This is a genomic window from Vogesella sp. (assembly GCF_046297735.1).
In the GTDB taxonomy this organism is placed as follows: domain Bacteria; phylum Pseudomonadota; class Gammaproteobacteria; order Burkholderiales; family Chromobacteriaceae; genus Vogesella; species Vogesella urethralis.
The window spans coordinates 1-17,296 of the sequence record NZ_JBKBHK010000009.1; the positions used below are offsets into that span (position 1 = coordinate 1).

Sequence of the window (17,296 nt, forward strand, 5' to 3'; positions counted from 1 at the left end):
CGCCTCAGCGCCGATGATAGTGCGGGTTCCCGTGTGAAAGTAGGACACCGCCAGACTCCCTTAAGACAAAGCCCAGCTCAGACGAGCTGGGCTTTGTGCATTGGCGCGGTGAAAGTGCGAGCACGCATTGCCGTGCCCAACCAACGCGTGCGATATCCCCGACGTCCCGCCGATGTTCCCCTGGCGGCCAACCTTGGCTGCAACATCGCTCCCGTCTGGGCTAATCACTCACTCGATACACCATCGCCGCCACTTACCGACCAACCTCGGCCACGTTGCCCCCACCCCATGCCGGCCTGCGGCCGGCCCCCGGATGCGCCTGCGGCTTATGCCGGGCTACGATGTATTAGCGTTTGCACGGTAATCGCACCTTATTTTCAAGCGTGAAGCCTGCTGATATAATGTGTTTTAACGGTTAGCCGGTATAGCTCAGTTGGTAGAGCAGCGCATTCGTAATGCGAAGGTCGGGGGTTCGACTCCTCTTACCGGCACCGTGCCAGATACGAAAAGCCCGATCATGCAGATCGGGCTTTTTCTTTTGAGGTTGCCGCTACGCTCAGTCTTCCATGACGTTCAGCGCGTTGATGCTGAAGCCGGCGTCAACGTAGGTGATTTCGCCGGTAATGCCGGAGGACAGATCGGAGAGCAGGAAGGCGGCGGTGTTGCCGACTTCTTCGGTGGTGACGTTGCGGCGCAAACAGGACTGGTTGGCCGCCATGTTCAGCAGCTTGCCAAAGCCGGAGATGCCGGCTGCGGCCAGCGTCTTGATCGGGCCTGCAGAAATGCCGTTGACGCGGATGCCATCCTTGCCCAGGCCGGCGGCCATGAAGCGCACCGACGCTTCCAGGCTGGCTTTGGCCAGGCCCATCACGTTGTAGTTGGGTACCGCGCGTACTGCGCCCAGGTAGGAGAGAGTAAGCAGTGCCGCATTACGCCCTTGCATCATTGGACGTGCCGCCTTGGCCAGCGCGGGGAAACTGTACGCCGACACGTCGTGGGCAGTGTGGAATGCTTCGCGGCTGAGGGCGTCCAGAAAGTCACCTTCCAGCGCTTCGCGGGGTGCATAGGCGATGGCGTGTACCAGCCCGTCCAGCCCGTCCCATTCTTTGCCGAGTGCGTCAAACAGGCAGGCGATTTCGTCGTCGTTCTGTACGTCGCAGCGGTAAACCAGTTTACTGCCGAAATCGGCGGCCATTTCACGCACGCGGTCTTCCAGCTTGTCTACCACGTAGGTGAATGCCAGTTCTGCGCCCTGGCGATGGCATGCCTGCGCGATGCCGTAGGCAATAGAACGGTTCGAGATCATGCCGGTGATCAGGATTTTCTTGCCTTGCAGGAATCCCATGTCAAATCCTTTACTTGTAAAGCAGCCGTGCATTATAGCCTTCAATCGACCGACCGTCTTGTAGCGCTGGCCGGCTTGCCATGCTGCGGTAAGGGTTGTCGGGGCGGGGGGGAGTTGTTACCATCGCTTGTAATTTGAAATATCGACACCCTACCGAGAGGAAAACGATGAGCGACCTGATTCTGCACGTAACCGACGATTCGTTCGAACAACAAGTCCTGAACGCCGAGAGCCCGGTGTTGGTGGACTACTGGGCAGAATGGTGTGGTCCTTGCAAGATGATTGCCCCGATCCTGGACGACGTGGCCAAGGAATACCAGGGCCGTCTGACCATCGCCAAGCTGAACATCGACCAGAACGAAGCCACCCCGCCGAAATTCGGCATTCGTGGCATCCCGACCCTGATGCTGTTCAAGAACGGCGAAGTGGCTGCTACCAAGGTAGGCGCCCTGTCCAAGACCCAGCTGATCGAGTTCCTGAACGCACACCTGTAAGCGTCTGGCACCGGTAACGGATTGACAGATAATGCCTCTTGGACTATCTTCCCACTAGTCCTGTACGCGAGCGGCCAAGGCCGCTCGTTTCATATTCCCCTTCTATTTCTTTCCTCAGTCTCGGTGCGCATTGCCGCCTTGTTACATTCTTAGGCTGACCGTACATATATGCATCTATCTGATCTGAAGCGCCAACATGTTAGCGAACTTGTGGAAATGGCCATTTCCAACGAGATCGATGGCGCCAACCGCCTGCGCAAGCAGGACCTGATTTTCGCCCTGCTGAAAAACCAGGCCAAAAAAGGCGAAAGCATTTTCGGCGAAGGTACGCTGGAAGTGCTGCCGGATGGTTTCGGCTTCCTGCGCAGCCCGGACTCGTCCTACCTGGCGGGCCCGGACGACATTTACGTCAGCCCGTCGCAGATTCGCCGCTTCAACCTGCATACCGGCGACACCATCGAAGGCGAGATCCGCACGCCGAAAGAAGGCGAGCGCTACTTTGCGCTGGTGAAGGTAGACAAGGTCAATGGCGGTTCGCCGGAGCAGGCCAAGCACAAGATCCTGTTCGAGAACCTGACCCCGCTGTTCCCGACCGAGCGTCTGAACCTGGAACGCGACATCAAGGCCGAGGAAAACATCACCAGCCGTCTGATCGACCTGATTTCGCCCATCGGCAAAGGCCAGCGCGGTTTGCTGGTGGCGCCGCCGAAATCCGGTAAGACGGTGATGCTGAAACACATTGCGCATGCGATCACCACCAATCACCCGGAAGTGGAAATGATCGTGCTGCTGATTGACGAGCGTCCGGAAGAAGTGACCGAGATGCAGCGTTCGGTACGCGGCGAAGTGGTGTCTTCCACCTTCGACGAGCCGGCCACCCGCCACGTGCAAGTGGCCGAGATGGTGATCGAAAAGGCCAAGCGCCTGGTCGAGCACAAAAAAGACGTGGTGATCCTGCTAGACTCCATCACCCGTCTGGCCCGTGCCTACAACACCGTGATCCCGGCTTCCGGCAAGGTACTGACCGGCGGTGTGGACGCCAACGCGCTGCAACGGCCGAAGCGTTTCTTCGGCGCGGCACGTAATATCGAAGAGGGCGGCTCGCTGACCATCATCGCCACCGCGCTGGTTGATACCGGCTCGCGCATGGACGACGTGATCTACGAAGAATTCAAGGGCACCGGCAATATGGAGATCCATCTGGATCGCCGCATGGCCGAAAAGCGCATCTTCCCGGCCATCAACATCAACCGCTCCGGCACCCGTCGCGAAGAGCTGCTGATTCCGCAGGAACAGCTGCAGCGCATCTGGGTACTGCGCAAGCTGCTGTACCCGATGGACGACCTGGAGGCGATGGAGTTCATGCTGGACAAGCTGCGCGTTACCAAGTCCAACTTGGCCTTCTTCGATTCGATGCGCCGCTAAGCTGCCACGAAACGACTACCCCTACGCCAGGCCATGCGGTCTGGCGTTTTTGCATTTGAAACAGAAAGCGACACACTATGCTGCAATGGTTGCTCGATCTGGATGGCTACTCGGTCATCGGGACAGTGGCATTTGCCATTTCCGGCTATTTGCTGGGGGTGCGCAAGCACCTGGACTTGCTGGGCATCATCATCGTGACCCTGCTCACCGCCATTGGCGGCGGCATCATTCGTGACGTGCTGGTTGGCCGCATGCCGCAAGTGTTTCTGGATAACACCAACCTGATCATCATCGCGCTCAGTGTACTGGCGGCGATGGCGGCGCGGCTGCACAAGCGCGAAAACGAGCTGCTGACCACGTTGTTCATTCTCGCCGATTCGATAGGCCTGGTTGCGTTCAGTCTGGCAGGGGCTAAATTGGGAGTGGAGTACCACATCAATGCGTTCGGCGTCATCCTGCTGGGCTTTGTCACGGCAGTCGGTGGTGGCATCGTGCGCGACATGATGGTGAACGACGTGCCCTTCATCTTGCACAAAGACTTCTACGGCACGGTGTCGATCGTGGTGGCGGCGGCTTTGTACCTGCTGTCGCTGCCGGGGTGGGACCACGGCGTGGCTGTGCAGCTGGTCTTTGTCGGCGGTGTGGCCCTGCGGCTGTTTGCTCATTGGGGCGAGCTGTCGTTACCCAAGATCGGTGCCAATAAAAAAAGAGGCTGAACATGCAGATTGCCCGCGACGAGCATGCGTTGTCACAATTGATGCAACAGTTGGCCGCCACGCCCTTGCCGGCCGACGGCGAGGGCCTGCTGCCGCGCGAACGCGGCTACAAGCCGGCCGCGGTACTGGTGCTGTGGCAACAGCTGGCCGACGGTTGGCACGTGGTGTTGACGCGGCGCACGCCGCATCTGCGTAGCCATGGCGGGCAGATCAGCTTTCCCGGCGGGCGGCTGGAGGACGGCGATGCCAGCGCTGCCGAGGCTGCCCTGCGCGAGGCGGAAGAAGAAATCGGTGTGCCACCCACTGCGGTGGCGGTGCTGGCCGAGATGGCGGAATACCAGACCGTTACCGGCTACGCGGTGACGCCGGTGCTGGGCCTGTTGCGCGAGGCGGTAACGTTCCGGCCTTCGCCGGACGAAGTGGACGAGGTGTTCAGCGTGCCGCTGACACTGGTGCTGGATGTTCGGTATTACGAGCGCCACGCCTACGAGCGCGATGGGGTGCGTGGTCATTATTATTCGCTGCGCCACGGCGACTATTTCATCTGGGGCGCGACGGCGGCGATGCTGAGACGGCTGGCGCTGGCCTATCACCAGCACTATCCGCACTAAGCCGCACCTGCTGGCGCAGCGTGCCAGACCGCGCTGCTGCGTGATGGCCAAAGAAAAGCCTGTTTGCAACGCAAACAGGCTTTTTCATTGCGACCAAGCCGCTACGTGAGGGGCGGCTGAAGACTGCCGTGCACGCCTACTGGCTAAAGCGCATCGACAGGTCGATGGCGCGGACGTCCTTGGTGAGCTTGCCGATGGAGATGCGGTCGACGCCGGTTTCGGCAATGGCGCGCACGGTATTGAAGTCCACGCCGCCGGAGGCTTCCAGCAGAGCGCGGCCGGCACTCAGGCGCACGGCCTCGCGCATGTCGTCCAGCGACATATTGTCCAGCAGGATCAGCGTGCAGCCGGCGTCCAGCGCCTCTTGCAGCTCGGTCAGGTTTTCCACTTCCACCTGGATACTTACCTGCGGCGGTGCCAGCTCGCGGGCACGCTGCAGCGCCCGGGTAATGCTGCCGGCGGCCATGATGTGGTTTTCCTTGATCAGGATGCCGTCGTACAGGCCGATGCGCTGGTTGACGCCACCGCCGACGGTAACCGCGTATTTCTGCGCCAGGCGCATGCCGGGCAGGGTCTTGCGGGTGTCCAGGATGCGGGCGCGGGTGCCGGCGATGATGTCGGCGTAGCGGCGCGTTTCGCTGGCGACGGCCGATAGTGTCTGCAGCAGGTTCAGCGCGGTGCGTTCGGCGGTCAGCAGCGCGCGCGCCGGGCCGCTGATCTCGCACAGTACGGTATCGGCGGCTACCTGCTGGCCCTCGGCTACCTGCCACTTTACCTGACAGCGGCCATCTACCTGACGGAAGGCTTCGTCGAACCAGGCTTGGCCACAGACGGTGGCGGCCTCGCGGGCGATCACGCGGGCGTGGCCCGGCGTGGTGGCGTCGATCAGCAGGGCGGTCCAGTCTTGCTGGCCGATGTCTTCGGCCAGGGCCTGGCTGACCAGGCTGGCAATATGGTGGGCAGGGGGCAGGGTAAACATGCGTGCTCTCGTCTAAAGGTTGGCCGCATTTTACCGCAATGCACGGCTGGCGGGTTTTTGCGGCGGCGGGGCGGCTGTTATGATGGCGTTTGTATTGCGATGCAAGGTGGAGCAGATGAATTTTCTGGCCGGGCAGTTTGCCCAGCCCTGGGTATGGGGCGCAAATCTGGTGTGGGGGCTATTGCTGTTGCTGTGCATCCGCAAGGTGGCGTGGCGGGCGCTGCCGGAGCTGGCGGTGTCGGCTTGGTGCGGCGCCTGTGTGGTGTTGCTGGGCTTTGCGCTAGCGCGTGCCGGCTTGCAGCCGGGCTTGTCGTTTCATTTGCTGGGTGCCACCGTATTCACGCTGATGATGGGCCCATGGTTGGCCATGCTGGCCTTGTCACTGGTGCTGGTGGTGCTGGCGGTAGCCGGTTTTCTGGACCCGCTGGCGCTGGGCCTGAACGCCTTGTTGAGCTACGCTCCGGTGGTAGCGCTGACGGCGGCGACGCTGCAGTTTGCCCGCCAGCGGTTGGCGCCCAATCTGTTTGTCTACGTGTTCGTCAACGCGTTTCTCACCGGCGCCGCAGGCATGCTGCTGGCAGCAGCTTGCGGCCTGTTGGCCTTGGGTCTTGCCGGCGCTTATGCTGCCGACCATCTGCTGGAAAACGTCATGCCGTTCTATTTTTTGCTGGCCTGGTCCGAGGCGTTTACCAGTGGCCTGGTGATGGCCATCCTGATTGTTTACCGCCCGCACTGGGTGGCTACCTTTGACGATCGCCACTATCTGGCGAGTTAGGAGTGATGATGCAGTTTGCATTCTGGGCGATTCTGATCGCAGCGGTATTGCCGCTGCTGTATGCCGCGCTGAGCAAGAGTGGTGGTTTGAGTAACCGGGCACCGCGCCCGGCGCAGGCGGCGTTGCAAGGCTGGCGTTTGCGCGCGCACTGGGCGCAGCAAAACAGCTGGGAGGCGTTTCCGGTATTTGCTGCCGCGGTAATAGTGGCCTTCTTGAACCTGGTGCCACAGCAGCACATGGACGCGGCGGCGGCGGTGTTCGTGCTGGCGCGGCTGGCGTATGGCGTGTGCTACGTGATGGACTGGCCGACGGCGCGATCATTGGTTTGGGCGGTGGGTTACGCTGCGGTGCTGTACCTGTTTCTGGCTGCCGCGCATCTGTTCTGATCGCCGTGGGCAGGGCGGGCAAACAAAACGGCGGCCAACCTGGCAAGGTTGGCCGCCGTTTTATCGTGCTGTGGGCGGGGCCTTACAGCACGATCGGTTCCGCCTCCAGCTGCACGCCGTAGTGTTGCAGCACGGTGGCGCAGACGTGTTCGGCCAGCGCGCGCATCTGGCTGCCGCTGGCTTGGCCGTGGTTCACCAGTACCAGCGCCTGGCGGTCGTGCACCCCGGCGTCGCCGTCGCGGTAGCCCTTGAGGCCGGCTTGTTCGATCAGCCAGCCAGCGGCCAGCTTCACGCTGCCGTCGGCTTGCGGGTAGTGCGGCAGCGCCGGGTGGCTGGCTAACAGCGCCGCGGCTTGTGCTGCCGGTACGATGGGGTTCTTGAAGAAACTGCCGGCGTTGCCCAGTACTGCCGGGTCCGGCAGCTTGCTTTGGCGGATGCGGATGACCGCCTGGCTCACCTGCTGGGCGGTGGGCGCTTCGGCGCAGCCCATCTCGGCCAGCATGCGGCCGATGTCGCCGTAGCCGGTACGCGGGGTGAACTGTTTGGCCAGCCGGAAGCGTACGGCTGTGACCAGGTAACGGCCGGCCAGCTCGCGCTTGAACACGCTGTCGCGGTAGGCAAAGCGGCAGTCGGCGTTACGCAGCACCACTTCGGCACCGCCTTGCTGCAAGTCGGCACACACCACTTCGTGCAGCGTGTCTTTTACTTCCACACCGTAGGCGCCGATGTTCTGGATCGGGCTGGCGCCGACGGTGCCGGGGATCAGGCTGAGGTTTTCCAGCCCGCTCCAGCCTTGCTGCAGCGTGTACTGCACGAAGTCGTGCCACACTTCGCCGGCGGCGGCTTCGATCAGCACGTGTTCGTTATTCTCTTCCAGCACGCGCAGGCCCTTCAGCGCGTTACGCACGATGAGGCCGGGGTAATCGCGGGTGAACAGCATATTGCTGCCGCCGCCCAGCCACAGCACCGGGCCTTGGCGGTAGGCGTCGCTGGCCAGCAGTGCCGGCAGCTGCGACAGCTGTTGCAGCTCGGCAAAGTAGGCGGCTTTTACGTCCATGCCGAAGGTGTTGAGGGCGCGGATCGGGTAGTCGTGATGCAGGGTAAAGGTCACGATGGTCTCTCAAACAGTTTGGCGATGCAGCCGGCGGCGGCTCTCGCGGGACAGGTAGCTAACCAGCAGCATGCCGGCCAGGGTAAGGCTGATTACCAGCGCCAGCCAGAAGCCGTGCACGCCCAGCGGCAGCGTGAGGCCGGGCAGGCTGGCGTGGCCCAGCCCCAGGAAGGTGCCCAGCCCCAGGCCCACTACCCAGAACGACACGATGTGGATCACCATCGGCATGGTAGTCACCTTATAACCGCGCAGGGCGGCCGAGGCTATGGTCTGCATGGCGTCGGTCAATTGGTAGAAGGCGGCAAACAGCATCAGCGTCATGCCCAGGCTGATCACCGCCGGGTCGCTGCTATAGGTGCGCATGATGCCTTCGCGGCCCAGCAGCACCCAGATCATGGTCAGCGTGGCCAGCGCCACGCCCAGCGCCAGGCCCACGCCGCAGACGGTGCGGGCGCCTTGGTAGTCGCCGGCGCCGACGCGCTGGCCGACGCGGATGGTGAGCGCCACGCCGATGCTCTGCGGAATCATGTAGATCACGCTGGAAAAATTCAGCACCGCCTGGTGGGTGGCCACCACGGTGGTGCCCAGTTTGGCGATCAGCAGCGCAATGAAGGAAAACAGGCTGACTTCCACAAAGAACGACAGCCCGATCGGCAGGCCCAGCTTGAAGAACGCCGGAAAGCGCGCCCATTGCGGCCAACTGAACTGGCCGGTGAACGCGTAGCGGCGATAGGCGGCCTTGTGTTTGATCACCAGGAACAGTGCCAGCGCGTTGAACCACATCACCATGCCGGTGGCCCAGCCGCAGCCGGCGCCACCCAGCGCCGGCAGGCCGGCCAGACCGTGGATCAGCGCGTAGTTGAGCGGAATGTTCAGCAGCAGGCCGCAAATGCTTACCAGCATGATGGGGCGGGTATGGCCCAGGCTGGAGCTGAACGCGTACAACGCGCGGTGCAGGATGGCGGCCGGCATGCCCATGGCGCTGCCAGTGATGAACAGCATGGCCTTATCTTCCACCTCCGGCGGCAGGCTTAGCCACAGCCGCAGCAAGGGCTGCATCGCCAACATGGCCAGCATGCCCAGCACGCCCAGCAGCAGGCCGAACCACAGTCCCTGGCGGGCGGTGTCGCCAATCTCGTGGCTGTCGCCGCGGCCAACCTGCTGCGCCAGGATGGGGTTCAGTGCGGAGGCGATGCCCATCAGTGTGACGTAGACGGTGATGAACACGCTGGAACCCAGCGACACGGCGGCCAGATCGTCGGTACTGACGTGGCCGGCCATCACGGTATCGACAAAGCCGGTACCTACCTGGGCAATCTGCGCCACCATGATCGGTAGCGCCAGTTTGCTGACGGTGAGGGCTTCGCTGCGCAGCGTGGCAGCAGGGGTACGGTTCAGATCAAACAGCATGCAAGGCGGGTGGGTACAGTCAAAACCGCATTATACGGTGCCGTTGTGGCCCGTGCCGCCAGCCATGCGACAGTTTTTTCAGCCAAAACGCGCCGGCGGGTCGCGGCGCAGGTGGCAGCTGATCAGCAGGTCGTGGCCGAAGCGGGCATTGATGTTGAGGGCTTCGGTCAGCGACAGCGCGGCAATCTGCAGCGTGCCCTGGTGCAGGTGGATATCCAGGCCGCGTTCGGTGGCGTAGGCCGCCAGCTCGGTCAGCTTGTGGCGCAGGGCAGGGTTGGCCGCGGTGGCGGTCAGCGAGCCGCTGAGGGCCGGGGCGGCCGGGCGCGGGGTGATGGCGAAGTCGGTGTAGCGGTCTTCCTGGCAGTCGTACATGGCAGTCTCCGTTGCGGTGTGCGCGCCCGGTTTTGCTGGCCGAGCGACGCTTTAGCAGTATTTCGATGGCGCCCTGCAAGTTGTCGATTAACTCGGCGCATAAACCTTGGTGTGCGGATGGTGACTGCCAATGCAAAAACCCGCCGACGCAGCGTAAGCGTCCAGCGGGTGTGGGTACGCTTTAGCTGGTATTTGTCAGGCGCCCCGCAAGCAGTCACAAATCGGCGCAACCGAGAAATTAGAGCAGTCTATCGATACTGTCAAGCGCCGTCGCGGCGCAAAACTGGAGCCGGCATAAAATATCGGGCTATAATCCTCGCCTTGAATCCGGGCAGCGACCGCTGCCTCCCACCTTCTTCCAGATACTGTCCCTGATGATTCGCAAACTGATCAGTCGCGTTTTCGACCTGCCTGCCGGCATCAGCCGCAACAAACCCAAGCCGCGCGTGCTGTCGCTGGCACAGCACGGCGTTCGTCGCGATGCACTCAGCCAGGCCGCGCTGCGCGTGGTGTCGCGGCTGCAGGAGTCCGGCCACAGCGCCTACGTGGTAGGCGGTGCGGTTCGCGACCTGCTGCTGGGCGTGTCGCCCAAGGATTTTGACGTGGCCACCAGCGCCACGCCGGAAGAGGTGCACCATCTGTTCCGCCGTTCCCGCATCATCGGTCGCCGCTTCCGCATCGTGCACGTGATGATGGGCCCGGAAACCATCGAGGTCACCACCTTCCGGGGTGGCGAAGTGGGCAAAACCAACGAAACCGGCCGCATCATGGCCGATAACACCTACGGCAGCCAGATCGAGGACGCGCAGCGGCGTGATTTCACCGTCAACGCGCTGTTCTATAACCCCACCGATGAAACCATCATCGATTACCACCATGGGGTGAAAGACCTGCAGGCGCGCAAGCTGGTGATGATCGGCCAGCCGGCCCGCCGTTACCAGGAAGACCCGGTGCGCATGCTGCGCGCGGTGCGCCTGGCGGCCAAGCTGGGTTTCGAGATCGACGAGCACACCCGCAAGCCGATTGCCGCCCACGCCCACCTGCTGAAGAACGAACCGCCGGCCCGCCTGTTTGACGAGCTGCTGAAGCTGCTGCACTCCGGCCACGCCTACGCCTGTCTGAAAAAGCTGCGCGATGAAGGCCTGTCGCGCGGCATCTTCCCGCTGCTGGACGCGGTGATGGACGAAGAGGGCGGCGAAGGCTTCCTGCAGCTGGCGCTGGCCAGCACCGACGAGCGCATCCGCGCCGACAAACCGGTATCGGTGGGTTTCATGTTGGCCGCACTGCTGTGGGCGCAGGTAAACAACCGCTGGAAGGCGCGCATGGCCGCCGGCGAAAAATCGATTGCCGCGCTGATGGCCGCCATGGCCGAGGTAGAGTCGCTGCAGGACGAAGACTTCGCCATTCCGCGCCGTTTCTCCGCCACCATGCGCGAGATCTGGTCGCTACAGCCACGCTTTGAAAGCCGCACCGGTGCCCGCCCGTTCCGTTTTCTGGAGCAGCCGCGCTTCCGTGCTGCCTTCGATTTCTACTGCCTGCGCGCCGAAGCCGGCGATGTGCCGCGCGAGTTGGTGCAGTGGTGGGCCGAGTTCCAGCACGCCGATCACGACGATCGCCAGCTGCTGGTCGAAGAAGCGCGCCAGGCGCCGCAGCCCTCTGCAGCTGCCGACAGCGAGCGCAAGAAGCGCCGCCGTCGCCGCAAGCCGAATGCGCGCCCGACCGAAGGTGGCGCCGAGTGAGTCGTGCCATCATCGCGCTGGGTAGCAACCTGGACAACCCGGTGCAGCAGGTAGAAGCAGCCCTGCACGCCATCGGCAAATTGCCCGGCGTCAGCCTGCTGGCACGTTCGTCCTGCTACCGCACCGCGCCGGTGGGTTATGCGGACCAGCCGGACTTCATCAATGCCGTGTGCCAGGTAGACAGTGCGCTGGCGCCGCAGGACTTGCTGGCCGCCTTGCTGCAGCTGGAGCAGGCCTTTGGCCGCGTGCGCACCTTTCGTAATGCGCCGCGCGTGCTCGACCTCGACCTGCTGCTAGTAGACGGCGTCTGCCTTGAAACCGAATTTCTTACGCTGCCGCACCCGCGCATGCACGAACGCGCTTTCGTGATGCTGCCGCTGGCAGAAATGGCTCCCGATACCCTGGTGGGCGGGCACGGCCGGGCGGCAGACATTGCCGCCGCGCTGGACGCCGCCGGGGTGCAACGTTTGCCCTGAACAGGAAACGCCATGTCCCATTTGCGCTATGTTGTGGTGGAAGGCCCGATCGGCTGCGGCAAATCCGGCCTCGCCCGTCGTCTGGCCGATTACTGGCAGGTTCGCCTGTTGGCCGAAGAGGGCGGTCAGAACCCCTTTCTGGAACGCTTCTACCGCCACCCGCCGTACCACGCCCTGTCTACCCAGCTGCACTTCCTGATGCGTCGTGCCGACATGGCGCACGGCATGCTGGATGGCGACCTGCTGGCCGCGCCGCTGGTGGCCGACTTCCTGTTCGACAAGGACGCCATGTTCGCCGAGCAGACGCTGGACAAGGACGAGCTGGCGCTGTACCAGCGCATCGTGCAGCGCTTCCTGCCCGAGCACCCGGTGCCGGATCTGGTGATCTACCTGCAGGCGTCGCCGGAAACGGTCAGCAAAAGGTTGGCCGCACGCTCGGCTGCGGGCGAGACCATTGCCATGCCGGAAGGCTACGTGCAGCGCATGCACGAGGCCTACAGTACCTTTTTTCACGCCTACGAGGCGGCCCCGCTCCTGATCGTCAACACCGACCATCTTGATCTGGTTGAAGGTGAGGAAGATTTCGGGCTATTGTTGCGCTGCATCAGCGAGATGCGTGGCCAGCGCAGTTACTTCAACAAGGGCGCATGACGCCCTGGGCGCGCCCCGGCCACAAGCTGGGCAACGCGCAACCGGAAGAAGCAACAAGGATAAAAACACATGAAAGTCACCGTTAACACACTGCACACCATGGCGGCCGAGGGGCAAAAAATCGCCATGATGACCTGCTACGACACCAGTTTTGCCAGCCTGCTGGACGGCGCCGGTGTCGATATCATGCTGATCGGCGATTCGCTGGGCATGGTCATCCAGGGCGAAGACTCCACCCTGCCGGTGTCGCTGGACGAAATGGTGTACCACACCCGCTGCGTGGCACGCGGTGCCAAGCGCGCGCTGGTGCTGGCCGACCTGCCGTTCGGCGCCTACCAGGAAAGCCCGGCGCAGGCATTTGCCAGCTCGGCGCGCCTGATGCAGGCCGGTGCCCACATGGTGAAACTGGAAGGCGGTGCCTTCATGGCCGATACCGTGCGCTTCCTGGTGCAGCGCGGCGTGCCGGTATGCGCCCACATCGGCCTGACCCCGCAGTTCGTCAATACCTTTGGCGGCTACAAGGTGCAGGGCAAGAGCGAAAGCGACGCCGAGCGCATCATCGAAGAAGCGCGCGTACTGGCCGAAGCCGGCGCCAGCCTGGTGCTGATGGAGTGCGTGCCGGCAGCGCTGGCCAAGCGCGTGACCGAGGCGGTGAAGGTGCCGACCATCGGCATCGGCGCCGGCCCGGACGTATCCGGCCAGGTGCTGGTGTTGCACGACGTGCTGGGCGTGTTCCCGGGCAAGAAGGCCCGCTTCGTGAAGAACTTCATGGACGAAGCCCAGAGCATTCAGGGCGCAGTTGGCGCCTACGTCAGCGCGGTCAAGGACGGCAGCTTCCCGGCGCCGGAACACTGTTTCTGAGTCACCTGCTGCTGCCCGGCCACGGCCGGGGGGCAGCCTTCTCTGAGTGAGAACCATGCAAGTCATCCGTAGCATTGCCGAGCTGCGCGCCTGGCGCAAAACCGCCGGCCGCGTGGCCTTTGTGCCTACCATGGGCAACCTGCACGCCGGCCATTTGGCGCTGGTAGATGCCGCGCACCAGCACGCCGACAAGGTGGTGGTCAGCATTTTCGTTAACCGCCTGCAGTTCGGCCAGGGTGAGGACTTCGACGCCTACCCGCGTACTTTCGAGGCCGATTGCGCCAAGCTGGAAGCTGCCGGTGTGGACGTGCTGTTCTTCCCGGACGAGCGCGAGCTGTACCCGCGCATCAAGCAGGACTTCAATGTGGAGCCGCCGCATATCCAGAACGAGCTGTGTGGCGCCTTCCGCCCCGGCCATTTCCGTGGCGTGGCCACGGTAGTGAGCAAGCTGTTCAACATCGTGCAGGCCGACGTCGCCTGTTTCGGCAAGAAGGACTTCCAGCAGCTGCACGTGATCCGTGCCATGGTGGACGACCTGAACATGCCGATCGAGATCGTGCCGGTGGATACCGGCCGCGCCGAAGACGGCCTGGCGCTGTCGTCGCGTAACGGTTACCTCAGCCCGGAAGAGCGCGCTGAAGCGCCGCGCCTGTACCGTCACCTGTCCGCCATCCGCGACGCGCTGCTGTCTGGCGACAACCGCTACGCGGTACTGGAAAAAGCTGCCGCCGACGACCTGACGGCGCACGGCTGGCGCGTGGACTATATCGAAGTCCGCCAGGCCGACACGCTGGAAATCGCCCATGCCGGCGAAAGCCGTCTGGTGGTACTGGCTGCCGCCCGCCTGGGCCGCACCCGTCTGATCGACAATATCGAAGTAACGCGCTGAGTTAGCAGCGCCCGTAACAGGAAAAAACCATGCAGCGCTCCATGCTGAAATCCAAGCTTCACCGCGTCACCACCACCCACGCCGAGCTGCACTACATCGGCTCCTGCGCCATCGACGAAAACCTGCTGGAAGCGGCAGACATTCGCGAATACGAAGAAGTGCAGATCTGGAACGTGACCAACGGCGAGCGTTTTGCCACCTACGCCATCCGTGCCGAGCGCGGCTCCGGTGTGATCTCGGTCAACGGTTCTGCTGCGCGCCGCGCCGCCCCCGGCGACCTGCTGATCATCGCCAGCTTTGCGGCCTACGAAGACAGCGAGCTGGCCCACCACAACCCGAAGCTGGTGTTTGTGGACGAGAACAACGTGATCACCGAAGTAAAAGGCGCCACCCCGGTACAACCGGCCTGATGCCTGCCGCGCGTGGCGCGGCCAACACGCAGCCCCTGTCTGCCGATGCAGCAGGGGTTTTTTGTTGCCAGCTGGTAAGGTTGGCCGCGGCGGCGTTCGGCAGTGCGGCAGGGCAGGCCATCGACATTTTGCAGTGCAGCGCTTCCGCCGGCTACGCAGCTTGGCTATAGTGGCTAAGTAACGGATTTGTCAACGAAAGGGGGGCTCATGCAAGGCAGATGCTTGTGCGGTGCGGTAAGTTACCGGTTTCGCGGCCAACCCTATCACGTCACCCATTGTCATTGTGCGTCCTGCCGCAAGGCCAGCGGCGCCCCGTTCGTGACCTGGTTTACCGTGCGCAGCATCGACCTGCAGTGGCAGGGCGAGCTGCGGCTGTACCATTCGTCGATCGGGGTAAAGCGCGGCTTCTGCCCGCAGTGCGGCACCACGCTTAGCTACCGTACCGAAGACGCACCGGACGAAATCGACATTACCGCCGCCACACTGGACCAACCTGAGTTGCTGGTGCCGGAAGACCATACCTGGACCGATCAGATGCTGCACTGGGTGCGCAGCAGCATTTTTCCGCTACTGCCGGCGCACCCGCGCCACCGTCAGGCTCAGAGCAGGGCCGTGGGCGAGACCAGTACGCCGTCTTCGTCGGCGTAGAGCCAGTGCCCGGGCGTGAAGTCCACGCCGCCGAAATTCAGCACCAGGTCGCGTGTGCCCTCATTGCGCTTTACCGATTTTTTCGGGTTGGTGTCCAGCGCACGCACGCCCAGCGGCAGCGCAGCGATGGCAACCGAATCGCGGATGCAGCCGTAAATCACCACGCCTTCCCACTGGTTCTTCACCGCCAGTTCGGCAATCTGGTCGCCCAGCAGCGCGCAGCGTAGCGAGCCGCCACCGTCTACTACCAGCACCTTGCCGGCGCCGGCTTCGCTCAGTACCTCGCGCACCAGCGTGTTGTCTTCGTACAGTTTCAGGGTGACGATCTGGCCGGCAAAACGCGCCTTGCCGCCGTAGCTTTTCAGCATTGGCTGTAGTACCGCTACTTTGCCCTCATTGGCGTCGTACAGGTCGGTGGTCAGGAAGCTCATGGTTTCTCCTTTGTGTCATGACGTTGGCCGCCTGGCCGTGTGCCCGGCCTTGGCGGCGAAAAAAAAGCCGCCTGGCGGCGGCTGGAAATCAGTTCATGCGCAGCGGCACGAACAGTGTGCTGTCGCCGCGCCTTACCAGTAGCGCGATATTGCCACGGGCGTCGTTCAGCGCTTTCTCGAAGCCTTTTACGGTGGTGACTTCGGTCTGGTTCAGGCCGATGATGATGTCGCCGTGTTGCAGGCCGGCACGCGCCGACAGGCCTTGCACCTTCTGCACGAACAAGCCGCCGCGGATGCCCAGCTCTTCGCGGTCGGCCACCGACAGTTCGGACAGGGTCAGGCCCAGTTTGCCGAACTGGTAGCTCTGCGGTTGCTCCGGCTGTGCCTGCTCCGGCTGCGCCTGGCTTTGCTCGGCGGCCAGCTCGGCCAGCGTGGCTTCCACGTTCTGTTCGCTGCCTTTGCGCCATACGCCCAGCTTGATGCGGGCGCCCGGCGGCTGGTCGCCCACCATGCGCGGCAGGTCGCGCGAGCTTTCCACCAGCTGGCCGTTCAGGCGCAGGATGATGTCGCCGATCTGGATGCCGGCGCGGCTGGCCGGGCCGGATGGCTCCACGCGGACCACCAGCGCGCCGCGGGCGCGGTCCAGGCCGAACGACTGCGCCAGTTCTTGCGTCACTTCCTGGATATGCACACCCAGCTGGCCGCGGCTGACCTTGCCCTTGGCCTTCAGCTGGTCGGCTACCTTCATGGCCAGATCGATCGGGATGGCAAACGAAATGCCCATGAAACCGCCGCTACGGCTGTAGATCTGCGAGTTGATGCCGATGACTTCGCCCTTCAGGTTGAACAGCGGGCCGCCGGAGTTGCCCGGGTTGATGGCGACGTCGGTCTGGATAAACGGCACGTAGCTTTCGTCGGGCAGACTGCGGCCTTTGGCCGAGACGATGCCGGCAGTGACGGTGTTTTCAAAGCCGAACGGCGCGCCGATGGCGGCTACCCATTCGCCTACTTTCAACTCGTCCGGGGTGCCGGTCTTGACGGTGGGCAGGTTGGCCGCGTCGATCTTCAGCACGGCCACGTCGGTACGTTTGTCCAGGCCCACCAGCTTGGCGCGCATTTCGCGCTTGTCGGTCAGCATCACCTTGATCTGGGTGCTGCCGGTGACCACATGGGCGTTGGTGAGGATGTAGCCGTCTTCGGTAAAGATGAAGCCGCTGCCGAAGGACACGCTTTCTGATGGTGGCGGCGTTTCCTGTTGCTGGTTGGGGTTGGGCATGTAGCGGCGGAAAAACTCGTAGAACGGGTCGTCTTCCGGTACCGCGTACGGGTTGTCGCTCTGGCTGGTGCGCGTTTCAGCGCGCATGGCCTGGATGTTGACTACAGCCGGGCCTTCGCGCTCAACCAGCTGGGTAAAGTCGGGCAATAGCATGGCCACGCTGCCGTCCGATTTGGCGGGTACGGCAACGGTGACCCCCTTGTCGTCCTTGAACAGGGCTTCGATTTTGCCGCAGCCTCCCAGCGAGACGGCTACGGCGGTGATGAGGGCCAAGCGTGTGCAGGCGTTCAC

General features: G+C 63.1%; 20 protein-coding genes and 1 tRNA gene. 14 read left to right on the forward strand and 7 right to left on the reverse strand.

The window, feature by feature from the left end; translation table 11 throughout:
- The first annotated feature begins 418 nt into the window (after positions 1 to 418).
- Positions 419 to 491, forward strand: a tRNA-Thr gene (locus ACK4FZ_RS11890).
- A gap of 65 nt (positions 492 to 556) precedes the next feature.
- Here the strand turns inward: ACK4FZ_RS11890 and fabI are convergent.
- Positions 557 to 1,345 (reverse strand): enoyl-ACP reductase FabI, encoded by a 789-nt coding sequence (fabI, locus tag ACK4FZ_RS11895; RefSeq protein WP_409821170.1) that lies wholly within the window; start codon positions 1,343 to 1,345, stop codon positions 557 to 559.
- Positions 1,346 to 1,512: 167 nt separating this feature from the next.
- On the opposite strand from fabI, the gene trxA reads away from it, so the two are divergent.
- From trxA to ACK4FZ_RS11915, 4 genes are all read left to right on the forward strand, one after another.
- A complete protein-coding gene (gene trxA, locus ACK4FZ_RS11900) occupies positions 1,513 to 1,839 on the forward strand; it encodes a thioredoxin TrxA (protein WP_144372646.1) in 327 nt (108 codons plus the stop codon).
- A 168-nt stretch (positions 1,840 to 2,007) separates the two neighbouring features.
- Positions 2,008 to 3,264 (forward strand): transcription termination factor Rho, encoded by a 1,257-nt coding sequence (rho, locus tag ACK4FZ_RS11905; RefSeq protein ID WP_144372647.1) that lies wholly within the window; start codon positions 2,008 to 2,010, stop codon positions 3,262 to 3,264.
- Between the two features lie 77 nt (positions 3,265 to 3,341).
- Entirely contained in the window at positions 3,342 to 3,980 is a 639-nt protein-coding gene (locus tag ACK4FZ_RS11910) for a trimeric intracellular cation channel family protein (protein WP_144372648.1), read from the forward strand.
- 2 nt (positions 3,981 to 3,982) lie between these two features.
- Positions 3,983 to 4,591 carry a CoA pyrophosphatase gene (locus ACK4FZ_RS11915; RefSeq protein ID WP_409821174.1) on the forward strand — a complete coding sequence of 203 codons (609 nt, stop codon included), beginning with the start codon at positions 3,983 to 3,985 and terminating at the stop codon, positions 4,589 to 4,591.
- A 136-nt stretch (positions 4,592 to 4,727) separates the two neighbouring features.
- Here ACK4FZ_RS11915 and nadC read toward each other — a convergent pair whose 3' ends face one another.
- On the reverse strand, positions 4,728 to 5,570 hold the full coding sequence (gene nadC / locus ACK4FZ_RS11920; RefSeq protein WP_409821175.1) for a carboxylating nicotinate-nucleotide diphosphorylase: 843 nt from the start codon (positions 5,568 to 5,570) through the stop codon (positions 4,728 to 4,730).
- A gap of 115 nt (positions 5,571 to 5,685) precedes the next feature.
- Here nadC and ACK4FZ_RS11925 point away from each other — a divergent pair, with 115 nt between their 5' ends.
- Together ACK4FZ_RS11925 and ACK4FZ_RS11930 are read left to right on the forward strand one after the other, a co-directional pair.
- Positions 5,686 to 6,345 carry an energy-coupling factor ABC transporter permease gene (locus tag ACK4FZ_RS11925; RefSeq protein ID WP_409821178.1) on the forward strand — a complete coding sequence of 220 codons (660 nt, stop codon included), beginning with the start codon at positions 5,686 to 5,688 and terminating at the stop codon, positions 6,343 to 6,345.
- 8 nt (positions 6,346 to 6,353) lie between these two features.
- A complete protein-coding gene (locus tag ACK4FZ_RS11930; RefSeq protein WP_409821181.1) occupies positions 6,354 to 6,731 on the forward strand; it encodes an MAPEG family protein in 378 nt (125 codons plus the stop codon).
- Between the two features lie 82 nt (positions 6,732 to 6,813).
- Here ACK4FZ_RS11930 and murB read toward each other — a convergent pair whose 3' ends face one another.
- The 3 genes from murB to ACK4FZ_RS11945 all read right to left on the reverse strand — a co-directional run bounded on the left by murB (position 6,814) and on the right by ACK4FZ_RS11945 (position 9,624).
- Positions 6,814 to 7,842 carry a UDP-N-acetylmuramate dehydrogenase gene (murB, locus tag ACK4FZ_RS11935; RefSeq protein ID WP_409821184.1) on the reverse strand — a complete coding sequence of 343 codons (1,029 nt, stop codon included), beginning with the start codon at positions 7,840 to 7,842 and terminating at the stop codon, positions 6,814 to 6,816.
- 9 nt (positions 7,843 to 7,851) lie between these two features.
- Positions 7,852 to 9,252, reverse strand: a complete 1,401-nt coding sequence (locus ACK4FZ_RS11940) for an MATE family efflux transporter (protein WP_144372654.1) — start codon at positions 9,250 to 9,252, stop codon at positions 7,852 to 7,854.
- A gap of 78 nt (positions 9,253 to 9,330) precedes the next feature.
- The gene (locus ACK4FZ_RS11945) at positions 9,331 to 9,624 is read right to left on the reverse strand and encodes a hypothetical protein (protein ID WP_409821188.1); all 294 of its coding nucleotides are present in this window, start codon (positions 9,622 to 9,624) and stop codon (positions 9,331 to 9,333) included.
- Positions 9,625 to 9,998: 374 nt separating this feature from the next.
- On the opposite strand from ACK4FZ_RS11945, the gene pcnB reads away from it, so the two are divergent.
- The 7 genes from pcnB to ACK4FZ_RS11980 all read left to right on the forward strand — a co-directional run bounded on the left by pcnB (position 9,999) and on the right by ACK4FZ_RS11980 (position 15,298).
- The gene (gene pcnB, locus ACK4FZ_RS11950) at positions 9,999 to 11,363 is read left to right on the forward strand and encodes a polynucleotide adenylyltransferase PcnB (RefSeq protein WP_409821191.1); all 1,365 of its coding nucleotides are present in this window, start codon (positions 9,999 to 10,001) and stop codon (positions 11,361 to 11,363) included.
- Positions 11,360 to 11,839, forward strand: coding sequence for a 2-amino-4-hydroxy-6-hydroxymethyldihydropteridine diphosphokinase (gene folK, locus ACK4FZ_RS11955; RefSeq protein ID WP_409821194.1), 480 nt, complete (start codon positions 11,360 to 11,362; stop codon positions 11,837 to 11,839). The genes pcnB and folK overlap by 4 nt, the downstream gene beginning before the upstream one ends.
- Before the next feature lie 12 nt (positions 11,840 to 11,851).
- On the forward strand, positions 11,852 to 12,490 hold the full coding sequence (locus ACK4FZ_RS11960; protein WP_144372658.1) for a deoxynucleoside kinase: 639 nt from the start codon (positions 11,852 to 11,854) through the stop codon (positions 12,488 to 12,490).
- A 69-nt stretch (positions 12,491 to 12,559) separates the two neighbouring features.
- Positions 12,560 to 13,351, forward strand: a complete 792-nt coding sequence (gene panB, locus ACK4FZ_RS11965; RefSeq protein WP_144372659.1) for a 3-methyl-2-oxobutanoate hydroxymethyltransferase — start codon at positions 12,560 to 12,562, stop codon at positions 13,349 to 13,351.
- Positions 13,352 to 13,406: 55 nt separating this feature from the next.
- On the forward strand, positions 13,407 to 14,240 hold the full coding sequence (gene panC, locus ACK4FZ_RS11970; RefSeq protein ID WP_144372660.1) for a pantoate--beta-alanine ligase: 834 nt from the start codon (positions 13,407 to 13,409) through the stop codon (positions 14,238 to 14,240).
- A gap of 29 nt (positions 14,241 to 14,269) precedes the next feature.
- Positions 14,270 to 14,650 (forward strand): aspartate 1-decarboxylase, encoded by a 381-nt coding sequence (panD, locus tag ACK4FZ_RS11975; RefSeq protein WP_409821199.1) that lies wholly within the window; start codon positions 14,270 to 14,272, stop codon positions 14,648 to 14,650.
- 207 nt (positions 14,651 to 14,857) lie between these two features.
- Complete coding sequence (locus tag ACK4FZ_RS11980; RefSeq protein WP_409821200.1) at positions 14,858 to 15,298, forward strand: GFA family protein; 441 nt, start codon at positions 14,858 to 14,860, stop codon at positions 15,296 to 15,298.
- Here the strand turns inward: ACK4FZ_RS11980 and rraA are convergent.
- Positions 15,250 to 15,729, reverse strand: a complete 480-nt coding sequence (rraA, locus tag ACK4FZ_RS11985) for a ribonuclease E activity regulator RraA (protein ID WP_144372662.1) — start codon at positions 15,727 to 15,729, stop codon at positions 15,250 to 15,252. The genes ACK4FZ_RS11980 and rraA overlap by 49 nt on opposite strands.
- Before the next feature lie 88 nt (positions 15,730 to 15,817).
- A complete protein-coding gene (locus tag ACK4FZ_RS11990) occupies positions 15,818 to 17,296 on the reverse strand; it encodes a DegQ family serine endoprotease (protein ID WP_144372663.1) in 1,479 nt (492 codons plus the stop codon).